7 protein-coding genes, 2 tRNA genes and 3 rRNA genes are annotated in these 14,737 nt (G+C 41.6%); 8 read left to right on the forward strand and 4 right to left on the reverse strand.

What is annotated here, in order from left to right; genetic code table 11:
• Window positions 1-642: 642 nt before the first annotated feature.
• The 5 genes from FHR29_RS02295 to rrf all read left to right on the forward strand — a co-directional run bounded on the left by FHR29_RS02295 (window position 643) and on the right by rrf (window position 5,908).
• Window positions 643-2,172, forward strand: a 16S ribosomal RNA gene (locus FHR29_RS02295).
• A 190-nt stretch (window positions 2,173-2,362) separates the two neighbouring features.
• A tRNA-Ile gene (locus FHR29_RS02300) sits at window positions 2,363-2,439 on the forward strand.
• A 79-nt stretch (window positions 2,440-2,518) separates the two neighbouring features.
• Window positions 2,519-2,592, forward strand: a tRNA-Ala gene (locus FHR29_RS02305).
• Between the two features lie 223 nt (window positions 2,593-2,815).
• A 23S ribosomal RNA gene (locus FHR29_RS02310) occupies window positions 2,816-5,703 on the forward strand.
• 93 nt (window positions 5,704-5,796) lie between these two features.
• A 5S ribosomal RNA gene (rrf, locus tag FHR29_RS02315) occupies window positions 5,797-5,908 on the forward strand.
• Together the 16S, 23S and 5S rRNA genes with 2 tRNA genes alongside form the textbook arrangement of a ribosomal RNA operon.
• A gap of 502 nt (window positions 5,909-6,410) precedes the next feature.
• On the opposite strand, the gene FHR29_RS02320 is transcribed toward rrf, so the two are convergent.
• From FHR29_RS02320 to FHR29_RS02330, 3 genes are read right to left on the reverse strand one after another with little or no spacing between them, the layout of a single operon-like run.
• Complete coding sequence (locus tag FHR29_RS02320) at window positions 6,411-7,136, reverse strand: MIP/aquaporin family protein (RefSeq protein ID WP_132773140.1); 726 nt, start codon at window positions 7,134-7,136, stop codon at window positions 6,411-6,413.
• Between the two features lie 11 nt (window positions 7,137-7,147).
• A complete protein-coding gene (glpK, locus tag FHR29_RS02325; RefSeq protein WP_132773138.1) occupies window positions 7,148-8,656 on the reverse strand; it encodes a glycerol kinase GlpK in 1,509 nt (502 codons plus the stop codon).
• 18 nt (window positions 8,657-8,674) lie between these two features.
• Window positions 8,675-10,249, reverse strand: a complete 1,575-nt coding sequence (locus FHR29_RS02330; protein ID WP_183912080.1) for a glycerol-3-phosphate dehydrogenase/oxidase — start codon at window positions 10,247-10,249, stop codon at window positions 8,675-8,677.
• A gap of 525 nt (window positions 10,250-10,774) precedes the next feature.
• Between FHR29_RS02330 and topA the strand changes: the two genes are divergently transcribed.
• The 3 genes from topA to cmk are packed head-to-tail and all read left to right on the forward strand — an operon-like array spanning window position 10,775 to window position 14,323.
• Window positions 10,775-13,213, forward strand: a complete 2,439-nt coding sequence (gene topA / locus FHR29_RS02335; RefSeq protein ID WP_183912082.1) for a type I DNA topoisomerase — start codon at window positions 10,775-10,777, stop codon at window positions 13,211-13,213.
• A 5-nt stretch (window positions 13,214-13,218) separates the two neighbouring features.
• Window positions 13,219-13,632, forward strand: a complete 414-nt coding sequence (locus tag FHR29_RS02340; protein ID WP_021191794.1) for a hypothetical protein — start codon at window positions 13,219-13,221, stop codon at window positions 13,630-13,632.
• A gap of 4 nt (window positions 13,633-13,636) precedes the next feature.
• A complete protein-coding gene (cmk, locus tag FHR29_RS02345) occupies window positions 13,637-14,323 on the forward strand; it encodes a (d)CMP kinase (RefSeq protein ID WP_132842228.1) in 687 nt (228 codons plus the stop codon).
• A gap of 14 nt (window positions 14,324-14,337) precedes the next feature.
• Here cmk and FHR29_RS02350 read toward each other — a convergent pair whose 3' ends face one another.
• Window positions 14,338-14,631 (reverse strand): hypothetical protein, encoded by a 294-nt coding sequence (locus FHR29_RS02350; protein WP_021191795.1) that lies wholly within the window; start codon window positions 14,629-14,631, stop codon window positions 14,338-14,340.
• Window positions 14,632-14,737 lie beyond the last annotated feature (106 nt).

Below are 14,737 nucleotides of genomic sequence, written 5' to 3' on the forward strand. Positions count from 1 at the left end.
TACTGAAAAAGATATAATTTCTGCGGAACCATTTCCTAAAAGCATACTGCATCCATAAAAGAAGGCCCAGGACGAACCATCCGCCCGTATACCCTTTTTATAGTTCAAAGCCAGGATTGTCCGTTTCTCAGCCCCGAGAACAGGTCATGGGTAAATTTATCGGTCAGGTTATAAGCTGTTTACCCGTTCACGGCAAACTATTTCCGGAAAAGATTAGGAAGTGATTATAAAAAGTCGCTATCTTTGCACCACTCCGCAAGGGAGGAGCGGCTGATCCGAAAGGGGAGGCACTGAAAAAAGAAGGGTTTAATGAAGATTAAACGCAGAAACAGCAGGAAAACAAAAAAATAAATTTTCACATTTATTTTGGAGAAACCAAAAAGATTTCTACCTTTGCAGTCCCAACGGAAACGAAGGGAAACAGAAACAAGATCGATAACGGCGCAATGCCGACATCATAAAAGCCGAAGCGAGATGCGGAAGCGACAGAAGTTCTTTAAAAATATAATCATGTAACGTAACGAGTAGTGTTGAGAAACGGCGAAAGTTAAAAAAAATCAACCTGTTCAATTTTAGAATTAGAAATTAAAATACAAGACAATTCTATTTATTATAAATAGTCTTGATCTTACACTTCATTTTACAATGGAGAGTTTGATCCTGGCTCAGGATGAACGCTAGCGGCAGGCCTAATACATGCAAGTCGGACGGGATTCAGGGAGTAGCTTGCTACGAACTGATGAGAGTGGCGCACGGGTGCGTAACGCGTGAGCAACCTACCCATATCAGGGGGATAGCCTCTCGAAAGAGAGATTAACACCGCATAACATCATTTACCGGCATCGGTTTGTGATCAAATATTTATAGGATATGGATGGGCTCGCGTGACATTAGCTAGTTGGAGAGGTAACGGCTCACCAAGGCTACGATGTCTAGGGGCTCTGAGAGGAGAATCCCCCACACTGGTACTGAGACACGGACCAGACTCCTACGGGAGGCAGCAGTAAGGAATATTGGTCAATGGAGGCAACTCTGAACCAGCCATGCCGCGTGCAGGATGACTGCCCTATGGGTTGTAAACTGCTTTTGTCAGGGAATAAACCTTTCTACGTGTAGAAAGCTGAATGTACCTGAAGAATAAGGATCGGCTAACTCCGTGCCAGCAGCCGCGGTAATACGGAGGATCCAAGCGTTATCCGGATTTATTGGGTTTAAAGGGTGCGTAGGCGGTCCTATAAGTCAGTGGTGAAAGACGGCAGCTTAACTGTCGCAGTGCCTTTGATACTGTAGGACTTGAATCTATTTGAAGTGGGCGGAATAAGACAAGTAGCGGTGAAATGCATAGATATGTCTTAGAACTCCGATTGCGAAGGCAGCTCACTAAGTTAGTATTGACGCTGATGCACGAAAGCGTGGGGATCAAACAGGATTAGATACCCTGGTAGTCCACGCCCTAAACGATGATAACTCGATGTTTGCGATACACAGTAAGCGTCCAAGCGAAAGCGTTAAGTTATCCACCTGGGGAGTACGGTCGCAAGATTGAAACTCAAAGGAATTGACGGGGGCCCGCACAAGCGGAGGAGCATGTGGTTTAATTCGATGATACGCGAGGAACCTTACCCGGGCTTGAAAGTTAGTGAATGATCCAGAGACGGATCAGTCCTTCGGGACACGAAACTAGGTGCTGCATGGCTGTCGTCAGCTCGTGCCGTGAGGTGTTGGGTTAAGTCCCGCAACGAGCGCAACCCCTATGTTTAGTTGCCAGCACATTAAGGTGGGGACTCTAAACAGACTGCCAGCGTAAGCTGTGAGGAAGGTGGGGACGACGTCAAGTCATCATGGCCCTTACGTCCGGGGCTACACACGTGCTACAATGGACGGTACAGCGGGCAGCTACATAGCAATATGATGCTAATCTCTAAAAGCCGTTCACAGTTCGGATTGAGGTCTGCAACTCGACCTCATGAAGTTGGATTCGCTAGTAATCGCGTATCAGCAATGACGCGGTGAATACGTTCCCGGGCCTTGTACACACCGCCCGTCAAGCCATGAAAGTTGGGGGTACCTAAAGCATGTAACCGCAAGGAGCGTGTTAGGGTAAAACCGATAATTGGGGCTAAGTCGTAACAAGGTAGCCGTACCGGAAGGTGCGGCTGGAATACCTCCTTTCTAGAGCATTCGGAATTGAAGCTCGTTACGGATACACATGATTAAAAAAGTATTTAGTACAGCGTATTTAGTATTTAGATTATTTTCTATCTAACTACTGATATCTAAGTACTGATTACTATAAAAAAGCATTTGAAGAAATGTGCCCATCCCTGAAAATGGATGGTCCAGAGAGATAGAATGATAAGCTAGTCCCGTAGCTCAGTTGGTTAGAGCACTACACTGATAATGTAGGGGTCAGCAGTTCAAATCTGCTCGGGACTACCATCTAGATGTGAGATGACAGACATGAGATCTGAGACGTAAAGTCTACTTTCTCTGTTCCTGAATCTATAATCTACACCACGGGGAATTAGCTCAGCTGGCTAGAGCACCTGCCTTGCACGCAGGGGGTCATCGGTTCGACTCCGATATTCTCCACACGTATGCCTAGACACTAAGATATTGTGTTCACGATAAGGCTACAAAGAGTTCTTTGACATATTGAAAGAAAAAAAATTACAAGAGAAGACAACAGTAGAGACAATACTGTGATGTGCTTGATGTATTATGAAGACCCTCGGTCAAGGCCGAACGGATTAATGCGTAGCATCACGGTTATATATCAAAAAGCAACCCATAGTAGCAAAAGGGCTATGAGGTGAAGAAAGTAAATAAGGGCACACGGGGGATGCCTAGGCTCTCAGAGGCGATGAAGGACGTGATAAGCTGCGATAAGCTTCGGGGATTAGCAAATGTGAGTTTGATCCGAAGATTTCCGAATGGGGCAACCTAGCATACTGAAGGTATGTTGTAAAATACGCGAACGCGCTGAACTGAAACATCTAAGTAGGCGTAGGAGAAGAAAATAATAATGATTTCCCAAGTAGTGGCGAGCGAACGGGAAAGAGCCCAAACCAATAATGTTACGGCATTGTTGGGGTTGTAGGGCTGCGATATGGTATTAGCAAACAGAAGTGGAATGGGATGGGAAGCCCAGCGATACACGGTGATAGCCCTGTACACGTATAGAATGCTAGCCTAGCAGTACCCTGAGTACCGCGGGGTCGGAGACGCCCTGTGGGAATCTGTCAGCACCATCTGATAAGGCTAAATACTCCTGAGAGACCGATAGTGAACTAGTACCGTGAGGGAAAGGTGAAAAGAACCTCGAACAGAGGAGTGAAAAGAACCTGAAACCGTGTGCTTACAAGCGGTCGGAGCTGGCAGGTCCAGTGACGGCGTGCCTTTTGCATAATGAGCCTACGAGTTACTCTTGTCTGGCAAGGTTAAGTGGTTCAGCCACGCAGCCGAAGCGAAAGCGAGTCTTAATAGGGCGCATAGTCAGATGAGGTAGACGCGAAACCTTGTGATCTACCCTTGGGCAGGTTGAAGTTGCAGTAACATGTAATGGAGGACCGAACCGATAAACGTTGAAAAGTTTCCGGATGACCTGAGGGTAGGGGTGAAAGGCTAATCAAACTGGGAAATAGCTCGTACTCCCCGAAATGTTTTTAGGAACAGCGTCGGCATGGAGTCTTATAGAGGTAGAGCTACCGATTGGGTGCGGGGGAGTCAAATCCTACCAAATCCAGACGAACTCCGAATGCTATAAGATATGGCCGGCAGTGAGGCTTTGGGTGCTAAGGTCCAAGGCCGAGAGGGAAAGAACCCAGACCATCAGCTAAGGTCCCTAAATATACGCTAAGTTGAACTAACGAGGTCCGACTGCACAGACAGCTAGGATGTTGGCTTGGAAGCAGCCATTCATTTAAAGAGTGCGTAACAGCTCACTAGTCGAGCGGTCGGGCGTGGATAATAAACGGGCATCAAGTGTATTACCGAAGCTATGGATTCATGCATTATATGTATGTCTGGTAGGGGAGCATTCTATTTACGGAGAAGCGGTCTGGTAATGGGCCGTGGAGTTGATAGAAAAGCAAATGTAGGCATAAGTAACGATAAGGCGGGTGAGAAACCCGCCCACCGAAAGACTAAGGTTTCCTGATCAACGCTAATCGGATCAGGGTTAGTCGGGGCCTAAGGCGCATCCGAAGGGAGTAAGCCGATGGACAACTGGTTAATATTCCAGTACTTTTTATAACTGCGATGTGGTGACGGAGTAGTGACACTGCCGCGAACTGACGGAATAGTTCGTTAAAAGGCGTAGGTATAGGGACGGTAGGCAAATCCGCCGACCCTGCTGAAACCCAATAGTACAGCAAAGCTTCGGCGGCGCTGATAGAGCAGGTAAACAGACTTCCAAGAAAACCCGCTAAGCTTCAGGTTATAAAAACCCGTACCGTAAACCGACACAGGTAGTCGAGGAGAGAATCCTAAGGTGCTCGAGTGAATCATGGCTAAGGAACTCGGCAAAATGGCCCTGTAACTTCGGGAGAAGGGGCGCTTCCTCCAGCGATGGAGAAGCCGCAGTGAAAAGGCCCAGGCGACTGTTTAACAAAAACATATGGCTTTGCAAAATCGAAAGATGAAGTATAAGGCCTGACACCTGCCCGGTGCTGGAAGGTTAAGAGGGGATGTCATCGCAAGAGAAGCATTGAATCGAAGCCCCAGTAAACGGCGGCCGTAACTATAACGGTCCTAAGGTAGCGAAATTCCTTGTCGGGTAAGTTCCGACCTGCACGAATGGTGTAACGATCTGGGCGCTGTCTCAGCCATGAGCTCGGTGAAATTGTGGTATCGGTGAAGACGCCGATTACCCGCAACGGGACGGAAAGACCCCATGCACCTTCACTATAGCTTAACATTGAAATTGGGTACAGGATGTGTAGGATAGGCGGGAGATGTTGAAGTGGCTTCGCCAGGAGTCATGGAATCAACCTTGAAATACCGCCCTTTCTGTATTCGGTTTCTAACTCGATCATGTCGAGGACATTGTTTGGTGGGTAGTTTGACTGGGGTGGTCGCCTCCAAAAAGGTAACGGAGGCTTTCAAAGGTAAGCTCAGTACGCTTGGTAACCGTACGAGGAGTGCAATGGCATAAGCTTGCTTGACTGTGAGACCAACAAGTCGAACAGGGTCGAAAGACGGACATAGTGATCCGGTGGTTCTGTATGGAAGGGCCATCGCTCAAAGGATAAAAGGTACGCTGGGGATAACAGGCTGATCTCCCCCAAGAGCTCATATCGACGGGGAGGTTTGGCACCTCGATGTCGGCTCGTCACATCCTGGGGCTGGAGAAGGTCCCAAGGGTTGGGCTGTTCGCCCATTAAAGTGGCACGCGAGCTGGGTTCAGAACGTCGCGAGACAGTTCGGTCCCTATCTGTTGTGGGCGTTGGAAGTTTGAGTGGATCTGTCCTTAGTACGAGAGGACCGGGATGGACTGACCGCTGGTAAACCAGTTATGCCGCCAGGTGTACGGCTGGGTAGCTACGTCGGGAATAGATAAGCGCTGAAAGCATCTAAGTGCGAAACTAGCCACGAGATGAGACTTCCTTATAGGGCCGTAGTAGACTACTACGTTGATAGGTTGCAGGTGTAAAGGTAGAAATACCATAGCTGAGCAATACTAATCACCCGAAGCTTTCTCAAGCAACGCAAACACTGTTGTCTTCCTCTTTTAGTTTTTCTTTCAATTGTCTATAGATAATGCTTTTTATAGAGCATATATCACATAAAAACATTTTAGGTGCCTATATCGGCGGTGTCTACCTCTTCCCATTCCGAACAGAGAAGTCAAGCCCGCCAGAGCCGATGGTATTGCCGTAACAGGTGGGAGAGTAGGTCGGTGCCTTTTTTTATACAGAAGCCTTTGCTATACAGCAGAGGCTTTTTTGTGTTTTTACCTTTTTATGCTGTGAACAGGGCTATTCCGGTTCTTTCGGTGACTTCTGCAGGCCCTTCATGCTCATCATTTAACCTATTCAGCTTCTATATCCTCTTCCTATCGGACAAGCATACTGTCACTATATCTTCCGATCTCTAATTTTTAATACTCATATAATGCTATTTGATACTTCTTATATACTAGGAACTATTATGTTCTCGTGAACGCTGGGTTTGTGCAATGCCTTTTTATTTCTTCGTTATCACTTAGCTATTCAGTTTTGTATGTAGCATATGATAGTCTATTTGAGATCACATGATTTACGGGCAATAGGTTTCCCTTTCATTATACTTGATAAAAAATAACCTAATCCAATTTATTTAGCTGGATTAGGTTATTCTTAATGCTTATTATGATATTTATTATAGAATATTGGATTTTTATTCTTGCAATTGGACAAATTTTAATCGTCTTAATTTATACATAAATAGATCAATGTGGCAAGAGTGCTGCCTATAAGTGGACCGACTATAGGCACCCAGGCATATGCTAGATTAAATGTTTTTTTATTCTTTATCGGTAATAAAGCATGTGTAATTCGAGGGCCTAAATCTCGGGCAGGGTTGATGGCGTACCCGGTTGTACCGCCTAAAGATAATCCGATTACCCAAACAATAAAACTTACCGGTATTGCTCCTATAGTACCTAAGCCCAAAGTTTGTCCTTGTTGGATAGTTGGTTCAGTGAAATGTAGGATGCAAAAAATTAAGACAAAAGTACCTACAATTTCACTGATGATATTAATTTTAGGATTAAAGATAGCAGGTCTTGTACAAAACACGGCCTCTTTGGCTCCTGCATCTTCGGTTTGGGTGAAATGATCTTTGTACATCAACCAAACGACAAATGAACCAAACATAGCCCCTAAAATTTGCATTGTGATGTATTGAAGTCCTAAACTTAAGGTCATTTTGTTCAATATTAAATTAGCAAGCGTAACAGCAGGATTAAGATGCGCCCCGCTATAGGGTCCTGCAATCGTTACTCCGGCAAATACCGCTAAAGCCCAAGCTGTACTGATTACCATCCAACCTGAATTGTTCCCTTTAGTATCTTTTAATACAACATTTGCGACAACTCCTCCTCCTAATAAAATGAGCACGGCTGTCCCAATAAATTCTGCGATTAGTACATTCATAATAACTGTTGTTAAGCGTTGAGATCGTAGTTAGCCCAAAACTTGGTTGTCTCTACAGCGCGCTTCCATTCTCGCAATGATTGTTCAATTGATGGATCTGGTATTGGTGTAAATGTTCTGTTAATTTGCCATTGTTTTGCTATTTCTTCCACACTGGGCCAAAATCCAACCGCTAGACCGGCTAAATATGCTGCTCCAAGTGCTGTCGTTTCTGTTACCTCAGGACGTATGGTGATTGTATTGAGAAAGTTGGCCTGGGTTTGCATCAGGAAATTATTCGCACTTGCGCCACCATCAACACGAAGTTCTTTGATTTCAATATTTGAATCAGACTGCATGGCAGTCAGAATATCTGTTATTTGAAATGCGATTCCCTCTAGCGCAGCTCTGGCAATATGAGCGACATTGGTGCCTCGAGAAAGCCCTAATATCGTACCACGTGCATAAGGATTCCAATGTGGTGCTCCTAAACCTGAAAAAGCCGGAACCATATAGACACCATCGCTATCCGCTACACTTTCAGCCAATTTTTCTATTTCTGCAGAAGTTTTGATGATACCTAATTCATCTCGTAACCACTGCACAACAGCTCCTCCAATGAATACACTTCCTTCCAGAGCGTATGTTACCTTTCCTCCAATTCTCCAGGCAATCGTAGTGACTAAATTGTTATTCGAAAAAATTGGTTTTGAGCCAATGTTCATTAATAAGAAGCAACCTGTTCCATAGGTATTTTTTGCCATTCCTTTTTGTGTGCACATTTGTCCAAATAGTGCCGCTTGCTGATCGCCCGCAATCCCTGCGATAGGTACACTGCTGGAAAGGATCTGACCCGAAGTATGTCCATATACCTCTGACGAGGAGGCAACTTTAGGAAGGATACTTGCAGGTACGTTAAATATGGTCAGCAATTCATTATCCCATGTTAACGTTTCGATATTGTACAACATCGTTCTTGATGCATTGGACACATCGGTTACATGGACAGCTCCATCAGTTAGGTTCCAAATAATCCAACTGTCTATGGTTCCAAAAGCGAGATCGCCCACATTTGCTCTTTCTCTAGCACCTTTTACATGATCTAATATCCAGTTGATCTTAGATGCGGAGAAGTAGGCATCGATACGAAGACCTGTTTTTTTCTGAATGGTATTGCCATGACCTTGATTTTCGATCTGCTTACAATAGTCTGCTGTTCTTCGATCTTGCCATACAATCGCATTATAGATGGGTTCCCCGGTTTTTCTATCCCAAATAATAGTGGTTTCACGCTGATTTGTAATTCCGATGGCTTTGATATGTTTTGGGGTAATCTTCATCTTGGCCATAACTTCTGTAAAAACTGAAAGTTGACTGGACCAAATCTCTTTAGGATCATGCTCAACCCAACCAGATTTTGGATAAATCTGCTTGAATTCTTTTTGCGCTATCGCTTCTATTTTTCCTGACTTCGAAAAGATAATTGCTCTTGAGCTCGTTGTGCCCTGGTCTAATGCCAAAATGTATTCTTTAGTACTCATAAGTGCGTTGTTAATGGATTAGGAATTGTAAGTATAGTTTTTACAAAGTATAAGGAATTGTTCAAGCTGTTCTTCTTCCCATGTTTTCGATTGCTCAAGTTCTTTGGACATAATCTGAACAACTAGGGGAGCTGCCTCCATGGCTGCTTTTGCATCTAAAAACAGCATGCGTATCCTTCTTGCTAAAACATCTTCCAGGCATCTTGCCATTTCATTTCTTACTGCCCATACTACTTCTGCTGCGATATAATCAAATTTGGGGTGAATCTTTTGGGACAAATTTGGATCCTTTTGTGCTAACTCTTGTATTAACTTTGCATCTGAACCGTATATCTGCCAGTGTCCCTGCTGTTTTTCTTGAAGATAACCATGTATTTTTAAGGTTTTTGTAATACAAGGAGCTGTATTTAACTTTCCGATCTGAATGGCTTTGTTGACGGTATCTTCTGCCATTTTACGATATGTCGTCCATTTCCCTCCTGTAATGGTAATCAATCCTGATTTACTGCTGATCAGTTTATGGTCCCGGGAGATTTCTTTTGTTGAAGCTGGATTACTTTCATCTGGTGCAGCCAGTGGTCGTAAACCTGCAAATACACTGAGTATATCCGCTCGGCTAGGAGCAGGATTGAGGTAGTTTTTAGCCGTTTCCAAAATAAAATCTACTTCTTCTTCTAAAGGTCTTGGTTCAATAGTGTGAATATCTAAGGGCGTATCTGTCGTTCCTAATAGGATGTGGTCGTGCCATGGCACACCAAATAGCACACGTCCGTCATTAGTTTCCGGAATCATAAGGGCATCTTCTTCCCCTAAAAATTTCTTGTCAATGACAATATGTGTTCCCTGAGATGGTCTTACTAAATTCTTATGGACAGGTGATTCCAGTTTTAATATATCATCAACAAAGATTCCGGTCGCATTAATGACGGTTTTTGCTTTAACTTCAAAATTCTGGTTTGACTCTAAATCTGTAAAAGAAACACCACAAACTTGACCATTTGTATCTTTATGAATGGCATTTACATCACAATAGTTTAAGATTGTTGCATCAAGAGAATTTGCTGTCTGTGCTAGATTGATCGCAAATCGGGAGTCATCAAACTGGCCGTCATAGTAGATTATACCCCCTTTTAGATTATCCTGTTTGACAGCATGCAGTTTTGCAACAACCTGACTGCTGGATAAAAATCTGGAAGTTCCGATCCGGTATGCACCGGCCATCCAATCATAGATTTTTAATCCAATCAGATATTTCCACTTACTGAAAAATGTATAGCATGGAATAATAAAGCTTTGAATTTTAGCTAAGTGTGGTGCATTTTGGAAAATTAATCCTCTTTCATGCAATGCGGAATAGACAAGTTTAATATCTCCATTTGCGAGATACCGCACACCACCATGGACTAATTTCGTACTCCTACTTGAGGTTGCTTTTGCAAAATCATATTTTTCGAGTAATAATGTTTTAAATCCTCGAGAAGCCGCATCGACAGCGATACCAAGCCCAGTTGCCCCGCCTCCAATGATAACAATGTCCCATTTTGAAGTTTTATTTACGTTTTCTAGATTCGTCTTTCTTTTGAAATTGCTCATACAATGATATGATTTTGGATATTTTGTTTATCAAATGTTCACTTTTTCAGGTATATCTTTTATAAAGAAGGGCCTTACATTATAAACGAAATAGCTTGAAAGTTTGTTTTATTTATTTTTTAATTAGTATTTTGTTCTCCAAATTGTTTTTTACAAAGTCACCAACCGATTGGAGTTTGTTTTCTTGTCGTTAGGTAAACCAAGGTAATCTTTTCGTCAGCTATAACGATACCTTAACCATTTATTAGCTATATGGTTGTTGTCAATAATTGGTAGGTCATACATTTGATGTACGATTTCATCCAATATAGATGTAATTTAAAGAGGTACGTCTTTGGTATTATTAAAGCTTGTTTGTTAAATTTCTACGGGTAAAAAACAGAATTTTATAAAAAAATATGAACCCTTGTTTTGGAATAAAACAAATGGTTATTTATTTTTTTTTCCTTAAATAATGTAAAAAAAGACTAAAAATATTGTCATTCGTTAAAGAAATGCCTTTATTTGCACAAATCTCAAATTTAAATGGCTAAAAATTTACTCATAGTAGAGTCTCCGGCGAAAGCGAAAACAATAGAAGGGTATTTAGGGAAGGACTTTTTGGTAAAGTCCAGTTACGGACATATTCGTGATTTGGTGAAGACCGATGATGCTATTGATACAGATAAAGATTTTCAACAAAAATATGAAGTGCCGAGTGATAAGAAGGCTGTTGTCAGTGAGTTAAAGAAATTAGCAAAAGCTGCAGAAACAGTTTGGCTAGCATCCGATGAGGACCGCGAGGGGGAGGCTATATCGTGGCATTTATTTGAGACTTTAGGTTTAAAAGATGAGAGTACTAAGCGTATTGTATTTCATGAGATCACCAAACCTGCAATTTTAAAGGCCATTGAGAATCCACGTAAAATAGATTATAATTTAGTAAATGCACAGCAGGCCCGTCGTGTACTGGATCGTTTGGTAGGATTTGAGCTTTCACCTGTATTATGGAAGAAAGTAAAACCATCGTTGTCCGCAGGACGTGTTCAATCGGTAGCAGTGCGTTTAATTGTAGACCGCGAGCGCGAGGTTATAAAATTTAATGCGGAAGCATCATTTCGTATTGTGGCATTTTTCCATACTGGAAAAGTTAAAGATAGTTTTAAAGCTGAGTTGCCACAGCGTTTTGCAACAGAGGCTGAAGCAAAGCAGTTTTTAGAGGATTGTAAGACAGCGGAATTTGCTGTTAAGAGTTTGGAAACAAAACCTGCGAAAAGAGCTCCAGCGGCTCCGTTCACTACCTCAACGCTACAGCAGGAGGCTAGTCGTAAGCTAGGATTTTCTGTTGCGCGTACTATGCAGGTTGCTCAACGCTTATATGAAGCTGGTCGCATTACCTATATGCGTACCGATTCTGTTAATTTAAGTGATACAGCAACAGAAGCTGCTGAGAAAGAAATTCGTTCTGCTTATGGTGATCGTTACCATAAGTTAAGAAAATATAAAACAAAAACTTCTGGAGCTCAAGAAGCCCACGAAGCCATTCGTCCAACTTATTTTTCTGAACATAGCATTGAAGGTGATGCAGCAGAAAAACGTTTATACGATTTAATTTGGAAACGTGCTATTGCTTCTCAAATGAGTGAGGCAGAGTTCGAGAAAACATTAGCTAAAATTTCTATTTCTACACGTAAGGAGGATTTATCTGCTTCAGGTGAGGTCATGAAGTTTGATGGATTTTTGAAAGTTTATTTTGAATCTACAGATGATGATCAAGAGGTAACGAATGATGATGATAGCGATAACTCCTTGTTGCCACCTTTGGTAACAGGACAATCGGTCGTATTGAAAAGCATGAACGCGACAGAGCGTTTTACAAGACCTCCTGCTCGTTATACAGAGGCTGCTTTGGTGAAGAAGTTGGAAGAATTGGGTATTGGTAGACCATCTACTTATGCACCGACAATTTCTACGATTCAAAATCGCGGTTATGTAGTGAAAGAAGAAAGAGAAGGACGTTCACGTGACTATCGTGTATTGACTTTAGAAAATACGGAAATCTCTGCCGTTACTAAGACTGAAATTACTGGCGCTGAAAAAGGAAAAATGTTTCCAACAGATATAGGTATTGTTGTTAATGATTTCTTAGTTGAACACTTTAAAGGCATTGTAGATTTTAATTTCACGGCAAAAGTAGAAAAGGAATTTGATGAAATTGCACATGGTTTGACCGAATGGACAGATATGTTGCGTGAATTCTACGGACCTTTTCATTCAGAAGTACAGAATACGTTAGAAAATGCTGAACGTGCTAACAACGAACGTGAGTTGGGTGTCGATCCTGTATCGGGTAAACCTGTCTCTGTACGTATTGGTAAGTTTGGTCCTTTGGTGCAGATTGGTGCACAAGATGATGAAGAGAAACCTCGTTTTGCATCTTTGAGAAAAGGACAGATGATCGAAACGATTACTTTTGAGGATGCTATGGAATTGTTTAAGCTTCCTAAGAAGGTTGGTATCTTTGAAGAAAAGGAAATGACTGTTGCTATTGGCCGTTTTGGACCTTATATCCGTCATGATTCTTCTTTTTATTCTTTACCAAAGAATGTTGATCCACTTGATGTGACAGAGGAAGAGTGTATCCAGATTATCAAAGACAAGAGACAAAAAGATATTGAAAAGGTAATTCGTGTTTTTGACGAAAATCCTGAAGCTCAAATTGAACAAGGCCGTTGGGGACCGTTTATCCGTTTTGGAAAACAGAATTTGAAAATTCCAAAAGGAACAGAAGTAGAGCAGATCACGTATGAAGATGTCTTGAAATGGGCGGAAGCTGATGCTCCTAAAGGTAAAGGAAAAGTAACTGCTAAAAAAGCGACTACTGCAAAGAAAGCTCCTGCTAAAAAAGCTCCAGCAGCGAAGAAAGCGACTGCGGTTAAAAAGACAGCTACAAAGGCTGCTGTGAAAGCGACTAAAGATAAATAATTGAAATGAAAAAGGATTTACCTGAAAACATTGTTCAAAATATTACGATTGCTGTTGTTTTGGAGAGTGAAAGCCCGGAGTCAAAAGTTTGGAATGTTTATTTAATTAATGAAAAGAATCAAGAAATTCAAAATGTCTTGGTTACTTCAAAAGGTTATGGCGAAAAGGATGGTGCAAATGTGATCACAAGCACATTACGTCATTTTATCGGTAATGTTGCTCCACATTCTTTCGAAAAAATCGAAGCTATTGATGAACAGGTATTCGGTTTAACCAATGAATATTGGTTAAGCTTTTATATTGATAATATTATTTACGATAAAAAATACATCTTCCTACCTGAAAGCATTATAGAAGGGAATTTAATACTGGTTCCTTTAGTGAATAAGCTTGGGGTGATTATTGGGGGGATGAATTAGTTTTATGACAACAAGACATAACTTTATTATCGCTATTGATGGTTTTTCATCATGTGGTAAAAGTACAGTGGCAAAAGCACTGGCCAAAAAATTAAAATTTGTTTTCATTGACAGTGGTGCAATGTACCGCGCTGTGACACTTTATTTTCTCAGAGAGGGAATAGATATGAAAGATGATAAAGCAATAGCTGAGGCGTTGGAAAATATTCATATCGATTTCATTCCTAATGATGATAAAACTGAGATTCATCTTAATGATGAAGATATATCGGATGAGATCCGTCAGATGTATATTTCGGATATGGTGAGTGAAGTGAGTACAATAAAAGCTGTGCGTCAAGCCATGGTAAAACAACAGCAAAAATTAGGGCGGAGACGCAATATCGTGATGGATGGTCGCGATATAGGCACAACTGTATTTCCGGATGCAGATATGAAAATTTTTATGACAGCGGATCCGCAAGTACGTGCTAATCGACGTTATTTAGAATTGACCAATAAGGGAGAGCAGGTGACGATCGATGAAATTGTTAAGAATCTGGCACATCGTGATCATATTGATAGTACGAGGGAAGAAAGTCCTTTGCGTAAAGCGGAAGATGCCATTGTACTGGATAATTCTTATATGAGTCAAGAAGATCAATTGACATTTGTCATTGATGAATATACAAAAAGAAGAGCTTCCAAATAGGAAGCTCTTCTTTTTTATTTAATGCTATTGATTTGTTGTTGTTCTTTTAGTTTCGCAACATTATTTTTCTCTCCAAATTCTTCTGTTTTTTCTTGGAAAGAATCTAATAGTTGACGGATTGCATCTGAATTGTCTGCTGTACGTTGAAAAATATCCGGTAGAATCTTTTCTAGATTTTGGTCTCCAAGTTCGATATTATCCACCTCGATTTTCCCAATTTTTTCTAATACGGCTTGCTGACTTTTCCTAACATCTTCTAATTCTCTCGCAATTTTTTCCATCAATTCAAATTTCTTCAATTTATCCATATTATATAAAATTTAGTGATCAATTACTATATATAACGTATAAAGTGGTCAAAATGTTTTAAATAAAAAAGGGTTGCTCATTTGAGCAACCCTTTTTTATCGTCTA

Source organism: Sphingobacterium sp. JUb56 (assembly GCF_014191365.1).
In the GTDB taxonomy this organism is placed as follows: Bacteria; Bacteroidota; Bacteroidia; order Sphingobacteriales; family Sphingobacteriaceae; genus Sphingobacterium; species Sphingobacterium anhuiense.